The organism is Isoptericola sp. NPDC055881 (genome assembly GCF_053615895.1).
The window spans coordinates 14,563-30,421 of record NZ_JBSHCR010000015.1 but is presented as its reverse complement, the minus strand read 5'-3'; the positions used below and the strand labels follow the sequence as shown (position 1 = coordinate 30,421).

Annotated in this window: 13 protein-coding genes; 9 read left to right on the top strand and 4 right to left on the bottom strand. The window is 74.0% G+C overall.

Annotated elements, in window-relative coordinates:
- Window positions 1-18: 18 nt before the first annotated feature.
- The 3 genes from ACWGKI_RS07090 to ACWGKI_RS07080 are packed head-to-tail and all read left to right on the top strand — an operon-like array spanning window position 19 to window position 3,648.
- Entirely contained in the window at window positions 19-1,407 is a 1,389-nt protein-coding gene (locus ACWGKI_RS07090; protein WP_452185822.1) for a hemolysin family protein, read from the top strand.
- Window positions 1,404-2,429, top strand: coding sequence for a CNNM domain-containing protein (locus ACWGKI_RS07085; protein WP_452185820.1), 1,026 nt, complete (start codon window positions 1,404-1,406; stop codon window positions 2,427-2,429). The genes ACWGKI_RS07090 and ACWGKI_RS07085 overlap by 4 nt, the downstream gene beginning before the upstream one ends.
- A 28-nt stretch (window positions 2,430-2,457) precedes the next feature.
- Complete coding sequence (locus ACWGKI_RS07080) at window positions 2,458-3,648, top strand: acyl-CoA dehydrogenase family protein (protein WP_452185818.1); 1,191 nt, start codon at window positions 2,458-2,460, stop codon at window positions 3,646-3,648.
- A gap of 125 nt (window positions 3,649-3,773) precedes the next feature.
- Here the strand turns inward: ACWGKI_RS07080 and ACWGKI_RS07075 are convergent, their stop codons facing one another.
- The gene (locus tag ACWGKI_RS07075; protein WP_380245294.1) at window positions 3,774-4,733 is read right to left on the bottom strand and encodes an aldo/keto reductase; all 960 of its coding nucleotides are present in this window, start codon (window positions 4,731-4,733) and stop codon (window positions 3,774-3,776) included.
- A 60-nt stretch (window positions 4,734-4,793) separates the two neighbouring features.
- Here ACWGKI_RS07075 and ACWGKI_RS07070 point away from each other — a divergent pair, with 60 nt between their 5' ends.
- The 3 genes from ACWGKI_RS07070 to ACWGKI_RS07060 are packed head-to-tail and all read left to right on the top strand — an operon-like array spanning window position 4,794 to window position 8,924.
- The gene (locus ACWGKI_RS07070; protein ID WP_452185815.1) at window positions 4,794-6,182 is read left to right on the top strand and encodes an MFS transporter; all 1,389 of its coding nucleotides are present in this window, start codon (window positions 4,794-4,796) and stop codon (window positions 6,180-6,182) included.
- A complete protein-coding gene (locus ACWGKI_RS07065; protein ID WP_452185813.1) occupies window positions 6,179-7,738 on the top strand; it encodes a pyridoxal phosphate-dependent decarboxylase family protein in 1,560 nt (519 codons plus the stop codon). Before ACWGKI_RS07070 ends, ACWGKI_RS07065 begins: the two co-directional genes overlap by 4 nt.
- A gap of 43 nt (window positions 7,739-7,781) precedes the next feature.
- Window positions 7,782-8,924 (top strand): trans-sulfuration enzyme family protein, encoded by a 1,143-nt coding sequence (locus ACWGKI_RS07060; protein ID WP_452185811.1) that lies wholly within the window; start codon window positions 7,782-7,784, stop codon window positions 8,922-8,924.
- Window positions 8,925-8,935: 11 nt separating this feature from the next.
- On the opposite strand, the gene ACWGKI_RS07055 is transcribed toward ACWGKI_RS07060, so the two are convergent.
- The 3 genes from ACWGKI_RS07055 to murA are packed head-to-tail and all read right to left on the bottom strand — an operon-like array spanning window position 8,936 to window position 12,124.
- A complete protein-coding gene (locus ACWGKI_RS07055; RefSeq protein WP_452185809.1) occupies window positions 8,936-9,994 on the bottom strand; it encodes an NAD(P)H-dependent glycerol-3-phosphate dehydrogenase in 1,059 nt (352 codons plus the stop codon).
- Entirely contained in the window at window positions 9,991-10,749 is a 759-nt protein-coding gene (locus ACWGKI_RS07050; RefSeq protein WP_380245421.1) for a lysophospholipid acyltransferase family protein, read from the bottom strand. Before ACWGKI_RS07050 ends, ACWGKI_RS07055 begins: the two co-directional genes overlap by 4 nt.
- Window positions 10,750-10,807: 58 nt before the next feature.
- The gene (gene murA / locus ACWGKI_RS07045; RefSeq protein ID WP_380245420.1) at window positions 10,808-12,124 is read right to left on the bottom strand and encodes a UDP-N-acetylglucosamine 1-carboxyvinyltransferase; all 1,317 of its coding nucleotides are present in this window, start codon (window positions 12,122-12,124) and stop codon (window positions 10,808-10,810) included.
- A 227-nt stretch (window positions 12,125-12,351) separates the two neighbouring features.
- Here murA and ACWGKI_RS07040 point away from each other — a divergent pair, with 227 nt between their 5' ends.
- The 3 genes from ACWGKI_RS07040 to ACWGKI_RS07030 all read left to right on the top strand — a co-directional run bounded on the left by ACWGKI_RS07040 (window position 12,352) and on the right by ACWGKI_RS07030 (window position 15,372).
- Complete coding sequence (locus tag ACWGKI_RS07040) at window positions 12,352-13,713, top strand: MFS transporter (RefSeq protein WP_380245419.1); 1,362 nt, start codon at window positions 12,352-12,354, stop codon at window positions 13,711-13,713.
- 118 nt (window positions 13,714-13,831) lie between these two features.
- Entirely contained in the window at window positions 13,832-14,218 is a 387-nt protein-coding gene (locus ACWGKI_RS07035; RefSeq protein ID WP_452185806.1) for a DUF2510 domain-containing protein, read from the top strand.
- A gap of 113 nt (window positions 14,219-14,331) precedes the next feature.
- The gene (locus ACWGKI_RS07030) at window positions 14,332-15,372 is read left to right on the top strand and encodes a TetR/AcrR family transcriptional regulator (RefSeq protein WP_380244850.1); all 1,041 of its coding nucleotides are present in this window, start codon (window positions 14,332-14,334) and stop codon (window positions 15,370-15,372) included.
- Window positions 15,373-15,859: the final 487 nt, after the last annotated feature.

Here is a 15,859-nt window from a genome sequence, read left to right as displayed (position 1 = left end):
TGAGGCGGTGCGCGCCCGATGACCGCCGCGCTCTCCCTCCTCCTCGGCCTCCTGGTGATCCTCGTGATCACCGCGGCGACGGCGTACTTCGTCGCCCAGGAGTTCGCCTACATGACCGTCGACCGTTCCCGGCTCGCCGCCCGCGCGGAGTCCGGCGACGTGACCGCGCAGCGGGCCCTCGCCGTCACCCGTCGCACGTCGTTCGTGCTCTCGGGCGCCCAGCTCGGCATCACCGTGACCGGCCTGCTGGTCGGCTACGTGGCCGAGCCGCTCGTGGGCGACGCGCTCGGCACCCTGCTCGGCGGCGTCGGCGTCCCGACCGGTGTCGGCGTGGCCGTCGGCACCGTCGCGGCGCTGGTCGTCTCCACCCTGGTGCAGATGCTGTTCGGCGAGCTGTTCCCCAAGAACCTCGCGATCGCCCGGCCCGAGCCCACGGCCCTGCGCCTCGCCGGCTCGACGACGGCCTACCTGACCGTGCTGGGCTGGCTCATCGCCGTGTTCGACAAGGCGTCGAACGCCCTGCTGCGGCTGCTGCGCATCGAGCCCGTGCACGACGTCGAGCACTCGGCCACGGCCCGAGACCTGGAGCACATCGTCGCCGACTCGCGCTCCAGCGGCGACCTGCCCGACGACCTGTCGATGCTGCTGGACCGGATCCTCGACTTCCCAGCCCGCGACGTCGAGCACGCGATGATCCCCCGGTCGCGCGTCGGGACGGTCGAGCCCGGTCTGACCGTGGGCGAGCTGCGCACCCTCATGGCGGGCGGCCACTCCCGCTACCCGGTGGTCGACGGCGAGGACCAGGCGATCGGCGTCGTCCAGCTGACGGACCTGCTGCGCACCGGGCTCGCCGACGACGCGCCCGTGACCGAGCTCATGCGCCCGGTCACGGTGCTGCCCACGATGATGCCGCTCCCGGCGGCGCTCGCCGAGCTGACGCGCTCGAGCAACCAGCTCGCGGTCGTCGTCGACGAGTACGGCGGGCTCGCGGGCGTCCTCACTCTCGAGGACCTCGCCGAGGAGCTCGTCGGCGAGATCACCGACGAGCACGACGCCGACGAGCCGGCCACCGTCACCCCCGAGGCCGACGGGACCTGGGTGATGGGCGGCGACGTCCACCTCGACGAGGCGGAGCGGGCCATCGGCCACGACCTGCCCCGCGGCGACCACGAGACCGTCGCCGGTCTGCTCATCGCCCAGCTCGGCGCGCTGCCCCGTGCAGGGGACGCCGTGACGGTCGAGCTCCCGCCCGACCCGGCCGACCTCGCGCACGACGAACCCGTCGAGCGGCGGATCGAGGTGGACGTGCTCGCCGTCGAGCGGCACGTGCCGCACCTGGTGCGCGTCCGCCTGGTCGACACCTCGGACGGTTCCTCGTCCGGCACCGCGAAGGAGGAGGACCGATGAGCGAGCCCTGGGTCGTCCTCGCCGCGACCGTCGTCATCATCGCGCTGAGCGCGTTCTTCGTGGCCGTGGAGTTCGCCCTCCTCGGTGCGCGCCGCCACCGCCTCGAGGACGCCGCCGCCACCAGCCGCTCCGCCCGGGCGGCGCTGCGCAGCTCGTCCGAGCTGACGCTGCTGCTGGCGGGGTCGCAGCTCGGCATCACCGCGTGCACGCTCGCGCTCGGCGCCGTGACGAAGCCCGCGGTGCACCACTGGCTCACCCCGCTGTTCGCCGGGTGGGGCGTCCCGTACTGGGTCGCGGACGTCGCGGGCTTCGTGCTCGCCCTCGTCATCGTGACCTTCCTGCACCTCGTGGTGGGCGAGATGGCGCCGAAGTCGTGGGCCATCGCGCACCCCGAGGCGTCGGCCACCCTGCTCGCGCTGCCGATGCGCGGCTTCATGTGGCTCACGCGCCCGGTGCTGCGCTGGCTCAACGCGCTGGCCAACCGGTGCCTGCGGGCCGTCGGGGTGGAGCCGGTCGATCACGTGGACGTCGGGCACGACCCGACGACGCTGCGCCACCTGGTCGAGCACTCCGCGAACGTCGGGGCGCTCGACGCGGCGTACTCGTCGCAGATCGCCGGGGCGCTCGAGCTGGAGACGCTCACCGTCGACGCGCTCGTGGTCCCCGGGGCCCGACCCACGGCGGTCGCGGCGGACGCGACGGCGGCGGACGTCCGGGCGGCGTCCGTCACCTCGGGCCACCTGCGCATCCTGCTGCACGGCCCGGGGTCTGACGGCGAGGTGAGCGGCGTCGTGCACGTACGCGACACCCTGCTGCTCGCCGACGCCGCGCCGGTCGCGCCGCTCGCGAGGGCGCCGTTCGTGCTGGACGCGTCGACCACCGTGCACTCGGCGATCGCGCTGCTGCGCGAGGCGGGCGAGCAGCTGGCGCTGGTGCGTCGCGACGGCCGGACCCTGGGCGTCGTCACGCTCGCGGACGTGCTCCGGCGCCTGCTGCCCGAGCCGGTCCCGGCGGGCGGCTGACCGCCGCGGCGCGTCGTACGGTGAGGGCATGCCTGCGCCCTCACCGTACGACGCACCCCGCCAGATCCTCACCGACGAGCTGCTGGAGACGATCCGCGGCCGCGCGGCGACGCACGACCGGGAGAACACGTTCTTCGCCGACGACCTCGCCGACCTGAAGGCGGCGGGGTACCTCCAGGCGATGGTGCCCCAGCATCTCGGCGGCGCCGGCCTCACCCTCCGCGAGGCCGCGCGCGAGCAGGCGCGGCTCGCGGGGGCGGCGCCGGCGACGGCCCTGGCGGTGAACATGCACCACGTGTGGGTGGGCGTGGCCCGGTTCCTGCACGAGCGCGGCGACGGGTCGCTCGACTGGCTGCTCGAGGAGACCGCCCACGGCGAGGTGTTCGGCTTCGGCTACTCCGAGGCGGGCAACGACCTCGTGCTGCTCGGGTCACGCACCGAGGCCAGGCCCGACGGCGAGGGCGGGTACTCCTTCCACGGCACCAAGATCTTCACGTCCAACTCCCCCGGCTGGACGCGCCTCGGCGTCATGGGGCTCGACGACGCCACCGACCCTGACGACCCGCGCATCGTGCACGCGTTCGTCACCCGCGACGGCGGCGGCTTCGAGATCAAGGACGACTGGGACACGCTCGGCATGCGGGCCTCGCAGTCCTGCACGACGGTGCTCGACGGCGCGCACGCTCCCGCGGACCGTGTGCTGCGTCGTCTCGCGCCCGGACCGAACCTCGACCCCTACGTGCTGGGCATCTTCACGTCGTTCGAGATCCTGCTCGCGTCCGTGTACCTGGGGATCGCCGACCGGGCCCTGGCGCTCGCCGTCGAGACGGTGCGCAGGCGGCGCTCGATGAAGACCGGCAAGGCGTACTCGCAGGACCCCGACATCCGCTGGCGGATCGGCACGGCCGCGCTGGCCCTCGACGGCCTCTGGCCGCAGCTCGACCTCGTCGCGGGCGAGGTCGACGCTCAGGTGGACGTGCGGTCCGGGTCCGGGGCCGGGTTCTTCCGCTCGACGGCGGGGCTGAAGGTGCGTGTCACCGAGACGGCGCGGCAGGTCGTCGACGAGGCGATCCGCTGCTCCGGCGGGTCGACCTACTTCAACCGCTCCGAGCTCGGACGGCTCTACCGCGACGTGCTCGCCGGGATCTTCCACCCGTCCGACGACGAGTCGGCGCACGCCACCGTCGCGCAGGCCGTGCTCGGCCCGCTCGAGGACTGAACCCGGCGAAGGTTGTCAGAACCACGTCAGGCCGGGGACCCACCTGGTTCTGACAACCGCGGGCGCGCGCACGTTGTCAGAACCACGTCAGACCCTGGGCTCACGTGGTTCTGACAACTCTCGGGTCAGGCGGAGGCGCCGTCGAGCCGGGCGAGCTCGTCCGGGGTCAGCTCGAGGGTCATGGAACGCACGAGCGCCTCGAGCTGGCCGGTGTGCCGGGCGCTGGCGACGGGCGCGACGACGGTCGGCTGCTGCCGCAGCCACGCCAGCGCCACGGACGCGACGGGCGCGCCGTGCGCGGCGGCGACGTCGTCGAGGGCCGCGAGCACGCGACGTCCGCGGTCGTCCAGGTAGCGCGCGGCGCCCTGCGCGCGCGGGCTGTCGGGCGCCTCGCCGTCGCGGTAGGTCCCGGCGAGGAACCCGGAGGCCAGCGCGTAGTACGGCAGCACACCGAGACCGTGCCGCTCGGCGGCCTGGCGCAGCCCGTCCTCGAAGCCTCGCTCCACGAGGTTGTAGTGCGGCTGCAGGGCGACGGGACGGTGCAGCCCGCCGTCCTCCACGGCGGCGAACCACTCGTCGATCCGCTCGGGCGTGTAGTTGGAGACGCCGATCGCGCGCACGAGACCGTCGTCGACCAGCGCGGAGAACGCGGCGGCCGTCTCCGCGATCGGCGTCGCGGCGTCGTCGAAGTGCGCGTAGTACAGGTCGATGCGGTCGGTGCCGAGCCGCTCCAGGGACGCCTCGGCGGCCGCCCGCACGTTCGCCGCCGCCAGGCCGCGGAACTGCGGGTGCTGCGAGACCTTCGTCGCGACCAGGACGTCGTCGCGGCGGCCGCCGCGGGCCAGCCAGCGCCCGATCGTCCGCTCGCTCTCGCCACCGGAGTTGCCCTCCACCCACGCGGAGTAGACGTCGGCGGAGTCGATCATGCGGCCGCCCGCGTCGGTGAACGCGTCGAGGACGGCGAACGACGCCGCGTCGTCGGCCGTCCAGCCGAAGACGTTGCCGCCGAGCACCAGGGGTGCCCCGTCGAGGCCGAGAGGGCCGCGCGAAAGATCGGTCTGCGTCGTGCTGGTCGCCTGGGTCACACGTCGCACAAGCGCCCCGGCGTCCGGAACATTCCCGCGGGGCCGCTACGATCGCCGCTCATGACGCTGCGCAGGGGCACGATCGTCCGGTACGCCGTCGGCTCCGTCGGCACCGGCGGGTTCGCGACGCTGCCCGGGCTGGTGCTCGTCTTCTACCTCACGGACACGCTCGGCGTGACGGCGGCCCTGGCGGGTCTGCTCGTCACCGCCGCCAAGGTCTGGGACGTCCTCATCGACCCCGTGATCGGCGCCGCCAGCGACCGCGAGCGCGCCCGGACCGGGCGTCGTCGCCGGCTCATGGTCGTGGGAGGACTGGCCCTGCCGGTGTTCTTCACCCTCACGTTCGCGGTTCCCCCCGGTCTGAGCCCGGCGGCCGCCGCGGGGTGGGTGCTGCTCGCCTTCCTCGCCGCGGCGACGGCGTTCAGCCTCTTCCAGGTGCCCTACATCGCCCTGCCCGCGGAGCTGGCAAGCACCTACGACGCCCGCACCCGGCTGCTCACGGCGCGCGTGGTGGTGCTCACCGCCGCGATCCTGCTGTTCGGCGGCGGCGGCCCGGCTCTGCGTGCCCTCGGTGGCGACGACGAGCGGCTCGGCTACCTCGTCATGGCCCTGGCGGCGGCGCTCGTGCTCGGCGCCGCCCTCCTCGTCTCCTCCACCGTGGAACGGTCCGCAGGACCGCCCGCCGCGCCGCGCCCTCTCCCGCCCCGGGTCGGGATCGCCGCCCACTACCGCGAGGGCGTCGGCCTGCTGCGCACCAGCCGGCCGTTCCGCACGCTGCTCACCACGTTCGTGCTCCAGGCGCTCGCCACCGGCGCCATGCTCGCCGGCGCCCAGTACGTCGCCACCTGGGTGCTGCACGACACCGCCGCCGTGACGTTCCTGTTCGTCGCCCTCGTCGGCCCCGCGCTGGTCGTGACCCCGGCGTGGGGCACGCTCGCCCGCCGGGTCGGCAAGGAGCGTGCGTTCCGCCTCGCGTCCGGGCTGTTCGCCGTGGCGGCGCTCGCCCTGCTGCCGCTCGCCTGGGCGCCGGGCGCCTGGGTGTACCTGCCCGTCGCGCTCGCCGGCGCCGCCTACGCGGGCATGCAGTCCCTGCCGATGGCGATGCTTCCCGACGTCATCGCGCACGACGCCCGCACCACCGGCACGGACCGCGCCGGCGCGTTCGGAGGCGTGTGGACGGCGGGCGAGACGACAGGCATGGCGCTCGGCACCACCCTGCTGACGGTGGTGCTCGCCGCGACGGGATACGTCGAGTCCACGGGCGGGCAGTCGGTGACGCAGCCCGCCGCCGCGGTGCTCGGCATCGTCGCCGCGTTCAGCGTGCTGCCCGCGGCGCTCGCCGCCGTCAGCATGCTGCCGCTCGGCCGCTACCCGCTGCGCCGCCGCGACGTCGACCACCCCGCAGTCCCCGGCCCGACCCGGGCCGACCACCCCCAGGAGACCTCGTGACCCACCCCGCCGCGCCCGCCGACCTCGACCTCGAGCAGTCCCCGGAGTCGGTGCTCGCCGCCCTCGCCACGCTGCGGCACCGCGACGCGCCGACCCACGGGGGTCGCGTGCTCAGCTACGTCTACGACCCGGGCGTGCCCGAGCTCGACGAGCTCGCCGCCGGCGCCGTGCGCGCCATGCAGCCCGTGAACGGGTTGGACCCGACGACGTTCGGCTCCGTGGCCGCCCTCGAACGGGACGTCGTCGCGTTCGCGCGCGACCTGCTCGGCGGCGACGCCGACACCGTCGGCACGGTGACCAGCGGCGGCACGGAGAGCTGCCTGCTCGCCGTCCAGTCGGCGCGCGACACGTGGCTCGCAGCCCGCGGGCTGCGGCCGGGCGAGGCCCGCCCGCGCCTCGTCGCGCCGGTCACCGTGCACGCAGCGTTCCAGAAGGCGGCCCACCTGTACGGGCTGGAGCTCGACCTCGTGCCCGTCGTCGCGCACGGCCCGGCGGCCGGCGCGGTGGACGCCGCCACGCTCGGGGCCCGCATGACCGACGGGGCCGGGGGCGCTGACGGCGTCGCGCTGGTCGTCGTGTCCGCACCGTCCTACCCGCACGCCGCCGCCGACCCGGTGGCCGACGTCGCGGCGCTCGCCGCCGCAGCGGGCGTGCCGGTGCACGTGGACGCCTGCATCGGTGGGTTCGCCCTCCCGTTCTGGCCCGGTCTGCCCGCGTGGGACCTGCGCGTGCCTGGCGTGACCAGCCTCAGCGCGGACCTGCACAAGTACGCGTTCGCCCCCAAGGGCGCCTCCGTGCTGCTGCACCGCGACCGGGACCGGCAGCGCGCGCAGTACTTCGCGACGACGCGCTGGCCCGGCTACCCCGTGGTCAACCCCACCCTGCTCGGGTCGCGCTCGGGCGGCCCGCTCGCCGCCGCGTGGGCGATCCTGCAGGCCCTCGGCACGGACGGGCTCGCGACGCTCGCCGGGCGGGCCCGCCGCGCCACGCTCGCCCTGCGCGAGGCGGTCGAGGGCGTCGAGGGGCTGCGGGTGGTCGGATCCCCCGTCGGTCCGTTGCTCGCGGTCGCCACCGACGACGCAGCACCCGCGGACCGCCGTGTCGACCCGCACCTGTGGGCGGACGCCGTCGCCGCGCGGGGCTGGACCCTCCAGGCCCAGCCCGGCCTGGACCAGCCCGACGGCACGCGGCTGCCGCACACCACCCACCTCACCGTCACGCCCGTCACCGAGGGCGTGCTGGGCGACCTGGTGCCCGTGCTGCGCCAGGCCGCGGACGACGTGCGTGGCACGCCCCGGCCCGACGCCGGCGCGCTGCTGGGCGCCCTGCCCGCCGAGCTCCTGCCCACGGGCCCGGGCGGCCCCGTGCTCGACTCCACCACCGCCGCCGCGCTGCTCGACGCCGTCGGGCTGGGCTCCGTGGGTGGCGGGGACGCGACGCCCGGGGTCGGGCCGATGGCGCCGCTGCTCGCGCTCGTCGAGGCCCTTCCGGCTCCGCTCGTGGAGCGCCTGCTGGTCGAGCTGCTCGCCCGCCTGGTGGAGCCCCGGGAGGCGTGAGACCCGGCCGCACCGCACCCGGCCGCGGTCGTACCCTGCGACCATGACGCACGACCTGCCCGGCCCGCTGTCCCCCGCCACGCTCGCCGTCACCGCCGGCCGGCCTCCGCGCACGCAGGGCGGGCCGGTGAACCCACCTGTCGTCCTCAGCTCCACGTACGTCAACCAGGGCGTCTCCGCCCCGGGAGAGCTGCTGTACACCCGGATGGACACCGAGACGTGGCACCCGTTCGAGGAGGCCCTGGCGGCGCTGGAGGGCGCGTCGCACGGCGTCGTCTTCGGCTCCGGGATGGCGGCCGTGATCGCTGCGGTCGGGCACGTGCCCCACGGGGGCGCCGTCGTCGTGCCGCGGCACGCCTACCAGGTGTCGCTCGGCTACCTCGACGACCTGGCCGCACGCCACGGCGTCGACGTGCGGCGCGTCGACGTCGCGGACACGGACCAGGTCGTGGCGGCCCTCGACGGCGCCGACGTCCTGCTGGCCGAGTCGCCGACGAACCCGATGCTCGAGGTCGCCGACCTGCCCGCGATCCTGAGCGCCGCACGCGAGCGTGGCGTGCGCTCCGTCGTCGACAACACGTTCGCGACGCCGCTCGGTCAGCGTCCGCTCGACCTCGGCGCGGACGTCGTCGTGCACTCGGTGACCAAGTACCTCGCCGGGCACTCCGACGTCGTCCTCGGCGCGGCCGTGACGCGCGACGACGAGCTGGCCGCCGGGCTGCGGGCGTACCGGACGATGCACGGCGCGATCCCGGGGCCGATGGAGGTGTGGCTCGCGCTGCGCGGTCTGCGCACCCTGCACCTGCGCGTGGAGCGCGCCAACGCCAGCGCGGCCGAGCTGGCCCGCCGTCTGGCCGACCACCCGGGTGTCGCGGAGGTGCGGCACCCGTCCCTGCCCGGCGACCCCGGCCACGAGCGCGCCGCGGGGCTGATGAACGGCTTCGGCGCGGTGCTCGGCCTGCGCCCGCGCGGCGGGGCCGCCGCGGCCGACGCCGTCGTCGCCGCGGTTCGGCTGTGGGTCCCGGCGACGTCGCTGGGCGGCGTCGAGTCGTCGCTGGAGCGGCGCCGCCGGTTCGCGACCGAGTCGAGCACCGTCCCCGAGGACCTGCTGCGGCTGTCCGTCGGCATCGAGGACGTCGAGGACCTCTGGGCCGACCTGGACCAGGCGCTGCGCGCCGCCGGCTGACCGGCGGCGCGTCAGGCGCCGACGCCCTCCGACTTCTGGGGGCGGGCGAGCAGTCCGCGGGCCATGTCCTCCACCGGCAGGCCGTCGTACAGGACGGCCACGACGCCGGCGGTGATCGGCATGTCCACGCCGTGCTTGGCGGCGAGGTCGAGCACGGAGCGGCAGGACTTGGCGCCCTCCGCCGTCGTGCCGGTGGCCTCGACCGCCTCGTCCAGCGTGCGGCCCTCGCCGATGCGGCGCCCCACCATGTGGTTGCGGGACAGCGGCGAGGCGCAGGTCGCGACGAGGTCGCCCATGCCGGCCAGCCCGGCGAAGGTCGCGGCGTCCGCCCCGAGCGCGAGCCCGAGGCGCGTGATCTCGACCAGGCCGCGCGTGATGACCGTGGCCGTCGTGTTGTCGCCGAAGCCGCGCCCCTGGGCCATGCCCACGGCGAGCGCGATGACGTTCTTCACGGCGCCGCACAGCTCGACGCCGGTGACGTCCCGGTTGAGGTAGGGGCGGAAGTACGGCGTGGTGCACGCCTCGGCGACCAGCCGCGTCGCCGCGTCGTCCGTGCCCGCGACGACGGTCGCGGTGGGCTGCTCCGCGGCGATCTCCCGGGCCAGGTTCGGGCCGGAGACGACGGTCACGCGCGCCGCCGGGACGTCGAGGGACTCGGCGATCACCTCGCTCATGCGCTGGTCGGTGCTGAGCTCGACACCCTTCATGAGGGAGACGATCACCGCGTCGGGCTCCACGAGCTCGCGCACCGCGGTCAGCGTGGCGCGCGCCACCTGCGACGGCACGGCCACGACGACGATCTGTGCTCCGGCGAGGGCCGCGGCGGCGTCCGTGGTGCCGACCATCGGCGGCAGCTCGATGCCGGGCAGGTACTTCTCGTTGCGGTGCGCCGTGGTGACCTCGTGGGCCACCGCGGCGTCGCGTCCCCAGAGCCGGACCTCGCACCCGGCGTCGGCGAGGACCTTCGCGAACGTCGTGCCCCACGAACCGGAGCCGAGGACGGCGACCCGGCGCGGCGCGGCCGCCGCGCGGGAGACGACGGGCAGCTCGGTGGTCAGGTCGTTGCTCAAGGGCGCTCCACGGGCGGGTAGTGGGTCTGCTTCTTCTCGTACTCGGGGTGCTTGCGCAGGTCGAACCGGGCCGCGGGCGGCGTCTCGCCGCGGATCTCCGCGAGGAGCGCCGTGAGCGCGTTCATCACGCGGTTGGTGGCCTCCCGCAGCACCTGGGTGTCGAGCGGGCGGTCGTACAGGTCGGACAGGTCCACCGGCGGGCCGGCGACGATCGTGACGCGCTTGCGCGGGAACGGGCGCAGCAGCCGCCCGTACCGCGGCAGGATCTTGTGCGCGCCCCACTGGGCGACGGGCACCACCGGCAGGCGGCTGGCCAGCGCCATCCGCGCCAGCCCGGTCTTGCCCTCCATGGGCCACAGGTCGGGGTCCCGCGTCAGGGTGCCCTCGGGGAGGATCGCGACGCAGGCACCGTCCCCGAGCTGCGCGCCCGCGTCCTCGAGCGACGTCGCGGCGGCGGCCGTGCCCCGGTCCACCGGGATCATCCGCGTGGCACGGAGCAGCGAGCCGACCACCGGCGCGGTGAACAGCCCGCGCTTGGCCAGGATCCGCGGCTCGAACCCCTTGTCGAAGAGGTAGTGCGCCAGCGTCAGTGCGTCGAACTCCGTGACGTGGTTCGCGGCGGCGATGAACCCGCCCTCGCGGGGCAGGTTCTCCTCGCCGCCGCGCCAGTCGTAGCGGACCATCGAGAACAGCAGGGGCCGCACGAGCCGCGCGACGGCGCGGTAACCACGGGAGTCAGGTCGGGCGATCGGCACGGGCTCAGAGCCTACCCGCCCGTGCCGACCGGCCGTGCCAGCGCGCCGGGGTGGCGCGTCAGCCGCGCGAGACGTCGGCCCCGAGGGCGACCAGCTTCTCCTGGAAGGACTCGTAGCCCCGGTCGATCAGGCTGATGCCGCGCACCGTGGAGGTGCCCTTCGCGGCGAGCGCCGCGATGAGGTGGGAGAACCCGCCCCGCAGGTCCGGCACCTCGATGTCCGCCGCGGACAGCGGCGTCGGGCCGGAGATCACGGCGGAGTGCTGGAAGTTGCGCTGCCCGAACCGGCAGTCCCGGCCGCCGAGGCACTCCTTGTAGACCTGGATCGTCGCGCCCATCTTGCGCAGCGCGTCCGTGAAGCCGAAGCGGTTCTCGTAGACCGTCTCGTGCACGATCGACAGGCCCTTCGCCTGCGTCAGCGCCACGACGAGCGGCTGCTGCCAGTCCGTCATGAAGCCGGGGTGCACGTCCGTCTCGAGCACGATGGGGTCGAGGTCGCCGCCGGGGTGCCAGAACCGGATCCCGTCCTCCTGGACGTCGAAGCGCCCGCCCACCTTCCGGAAGGTGTTGAGGAACGTCATCATCTCGGGCTGCGTGGCGCCCTTGACCGTCACGTCGCCGCCGGTGGCCAGCGCAGCGGACGCCCACGAGGCCGTCTCGATGCGGTCGTTGAGGGCGGTGTGGGAGTAGCCCTCGAGGCGGTCCACGCCCTCGATGCGGATCACGCGGTCCGTGTCGACGGAGATGATCGCGCCCATCTTCTGCAGGACGGCGATGAGGTCCATGATCTCGGGCTCGATGGCGGCACCGGTGAGCTCGGTGATGCCCTCCGCGCGCACGGCCGTCAAGAGCAGCTGCTCCGTTGCGCCGACCGACGGGTACGGCAGCGAGATCTTGGTGCCCTGCAGGCGGCGCGGGGCGCGCAGCTGGATGCCGTTCGGCATCTTGTCCACGACGGCGCCGAACTGCCGCAGGATGTCCAGGTGGTAGTTGATCGGCCGGTCGCCGATGCGGCAGCCGCCCAGGTCCGGGATGAACGCCTCACCGAGGCGGTGCAGGAGCGGGCCGCAGAACAGGATCGGGATGCGGCTGGACCCGGCGTGCGCGTCGATGTCCGCCACGTGCGCCGACTCGACGTTCGACGGGTCCAGGTCGAGGATCCCACCGTCCGGGTCCGCCTTCACGTTCACGCCGTGCAGCTCGAGCAGCCCGGTGACGACCGCGACGTCGCGGATCTGCGGGACGTTCCGCAGCACGCTCGCAGACTCCCCCAGCAGGGACGCCACCATCGCCTTCGAGACGAAGTTCTTGGCCCCTCGCACCGTGATGGTGCCCTCGAGCGGGGTCCCGCCGTTGACGTGCAGCAGATCGTTCATGTCGTCGTGTTCGTCCCGTCGTCGCGGATGCAGTGGTCCCAGGATGGTGTGTCCCAGTGCGCCGTCGATCCTGCCTCGCCCGGCACGGTGGTGCCAACACGCGTCGCCGCCGCCTTATTCACGTTCACCACACCTTCACGCTGCGGGCACCCTGCTCGCAGGTCGAGCGATTTCGTATGTCGAGACAAGTGTTCAGGATGCGGACCGCGGGCGTACGGTCCCCGCCCATGACCACCTCCGTCACCTCGGGCGCCCCGAGCACGCCGACGCCGGCCGTCAACTCGCGCGGCCGCGTCATCGTCGCGTCGCTCATCGGCACCTCCATCGAGTTCTACGACTTCTACGCGTACGCGACCGCGGCGTCGCTCGTCTTCCCCGCCCTGTTCTTCCCGAACCAGGACGGCACGACCGCCCTGCTCGCGTCGTTCGCCGCGTTCGGCGTGGCGTTCGTGGCGCGTCCGGTGGGGTCCGTCCTCTTCGGTCACTTCGGCGACCGGGTGGGCCGCAAGACGACGCTGGTCGCGTCGCTCCTCACGATGGGGATCGCGACGGTGGTCATCGGCCTCATCCCCGCCGCGACGAACCCTGGCTGGGCCGTCCTCGCCCCGGTGGTGCTGGTGCTGTGCCGGTTCTGCCAGGGCCTGGGCCTGGGCGGCGAGTGGGGCGGCGCCGCCCTCCTCGCCACGGAGAACGCGCCGGCCGGCAAGCGCGCCGTGTGGGGCACGTTCCCCCAGCTGGGGGCGCCGATCGGCTTCATCCTGGCCAACCTGGTCTTCATCGGCCTCTCCCAGACCCTGTCGGACGCGCAGTTCGCCTCCTGGGGCTGGCGCGTGCCGTTCCTCGCAAGCTCGATCCTCGTGATCGTGGGGCTGTGGGTGCGCCTGCGGCTCATCGAGACGCCGGCGTTCCAGAAGGTCGTCGAGACCGAGGCCGTCGCGAAGGTGCCCGTGGCGGAGGTCTTCCGCACCTCGTGGCGCAAGGTGGCGTCCGGCACCTTCATCATGGTCGCCACGTACGCGCTCTTCTACCTCATGACCACGTTCACCCTGAACTACGGGGTCGCCGCCACGGACCCCACCGACGGCTCCCCCGCCGGGCTCGGCTACGAGAAGATCGACTTCCTGTGGATGCTCATCGTGGGCTGCGTCTTCTTCGGCGTCTTCACGCTGGTGTCGGGGCCGCTCGCCGAGCGCTACGGCCGGCGCCCGATGCTGCTGGTCGTGACCGGGGGCATCGCCGTGTTCGGCCTGCTCTTCGTGCCGCTGTTCGCCGGCGGCACGGTGGGCGTCCAGTCGCTCCTCATCCTCGGCTTCACCCTGATGGGGCTGACGTTCGGCCCGATGGCGGCCCTGCTGCCCGAGCTGTTCCCGGCGAACGTCCGCTACACCGGGGCGTCCGTGGCCTACAACCTCGCGTCGATCCTCGGCGCCGCCGTCGCGCCGTTCATCGCGGTGTGGCTGTGGGAGAAGGCCGGCTCCCCCGTGCTCGTCGGCGTCTACCTCGCCGCGATGGCCGGGGTCACGTTCGTCGCGCTGTGGCTGCAGAAGGAGACCAGGGACGTCGACTTCAGCGGGGACATCTCCGCCTGACCCCCTGAGTGTTGTGGGCGGGCTCTCGTCGCGGTCGAGCGCCCGGCGCCCGGGGAGTGCCAGGGTGGAGCGCCGACATCGTCCGGTGCCGGCACGGTGAGGACCAGGAGACGACGAGATGGCTGACACGAAGGCCGGTTGGTACGACGACGGGTCGGGGACCACCCGCTGGTGGGACGGGAGCCGGTGGACGGACCAGACTCAGCCCCCTCCTCCCTCCGCGGACGGCGGCGGGCTGGTCCAGCGTCTCCAGGCGGAGGCGGTGGCCGGGGCCCAGCCGCGCCCCGTAGCCACCGGGATGAACTACGTCGTCCTGCAGGTGATCCTGAAGGAGAAGATGTGGGGTACCGGGTCCGGGAACCTCACGGAGCTCGAGAAGGCCATCAACGCCCAGGCGGCGCTCGGCTATCGGCTCCACACGATCACGACGGCATCGTCAGGCAGCAGAGGGCTGGGCGGCGGGGACCGCATCCAGGCGACGATGGTCTTCGAGCGCCTCACCTGACCGACCGCCTGTCGTGTGAGCGGGCGTCTGGCCCTGTCTCGACCCCCGAACTGGGCCAGACGCCCGCTCACAGCGTTGCCGGGGCGAGGGAGCCGGTCAGGGATGATGGCCTCATGACGGACATGCCGGAGACGGAGCCGACCGCGCCCGACGCCCCGGAGCTCCCGCCGCGGCTCGCCCTCGCATGGGGCGTCGCGGAGCGGCCGGAGCGGGTGGCGCGCCGCGAGCTCAGCATCGAGCGCATCGTCGAGGCGGCCGTCGAGATCGCCGACGCCGAAGGGCTCGCCGGCGTCTCGATGGCCCGCGTGGCGAAGAGTCTCGGGTTCACCACGATGTCGCTGTACCGGTACGTCACCAGCAAGGACGACCTGCTGCTGCTCATGCAGGAGGTGGCCATCGACGTCGAGTTCCCGCCCGCCCACGAGCCCCCGGACTGGCGCGCCGAGCTGCGCGAATGGGTCCTGTTCACGCTCGCTGTCTTCCGCGCGCACTCCTGGGTGCTCGACATCCCTGTCACCGGCGCGCCCATGACTCCCGCCAACCTGCGGGTCCTCGACGCCGGGCTCCGAGCCCTGCGGACGACCCCGCTCGGCGACGACGAGAAGATCGCGACGATCCTGCTCACCAGCGGGTACGTGCGGAACGCCGCCATCCTCGGCCGGGACCTCGCCCGCGCCGTGGAGGAGGCGGGCGGGGACGACGACGCCCTGGGCTCCGCGTACCGGGACGCCCTGCGCCACCTCGTCGACGAGGTGCGGTTCCCGTACCTGCGCCCGCTGGTGGAGCGCGGCACGTACGTGCCGGCGAGCGGCGACAAGCTCGACGAGCTGGACGACGTCGCCTGGGGTCTCGAGCGGACGCTCGACGGCGTGGGTGCCTATGTCGCGGCACGCGAGGCCGCGGGCGGGCTGGCCGGCCCGGACGACCCGGCGCCCGGGGTCGGCGACGACCCGGCGGTCGTCGAGGCCGTCGCCGTGGCGGGCGCGTACGCCTCGGACGCGAAGGTCAAGAAGGCTGCGGCCCGCCGCAAGGAGGCGGACAAGCGCGTCCGCGAGGCCCAGAAGCGGGTGCGCGAGCTCGAGAAGGCGCTGCGCGACGCCCGCAAGGCCGAGGCCGAGGCCGTCCACGCTGCCGCCGAGCGCGCGAGGCGCTGACCCTGAGCCGCAGGAACACGTAGTAGTGGCGGTTGCACCGGCTGGTTGCTGCCCACGGGGATCGTGGCCTGCGTCGTGCCTGTCGTGGCCACCACCTGATCGCGCTGCACGGTCCCGGCCACCACGGTGCCCTGGTCGGGGGCGACCTCGTCGATGAGGTTCGCCGTGGCCTCGGCCGGGTCCTGCGCGGCGCTGGCGGTGGCCGCACCACCTACCGCTACCAGCCACGGCGACCACACTGGCGGTCAGGGTCTTGGAGTACGTGATTCTCAATTGGCGCTCCTGTGCTGCGCGCCCCCTCAGCGGTGAGCGGGCTCGGACTGACTCCAGCACCTCAGCGCTGCGTTTCTGCCTGGATTGCAGAATCTGCACGCCGACCCCGGGCCGGTGGGCCGGGGTCTCGGCGTCGTGCCCGCTGAGGGCGGGGTCGGCCGCCGGCGGCGTGGACACGTCGGCGGCCCGTGGGCTCCGATGGCAGAATCGGCGC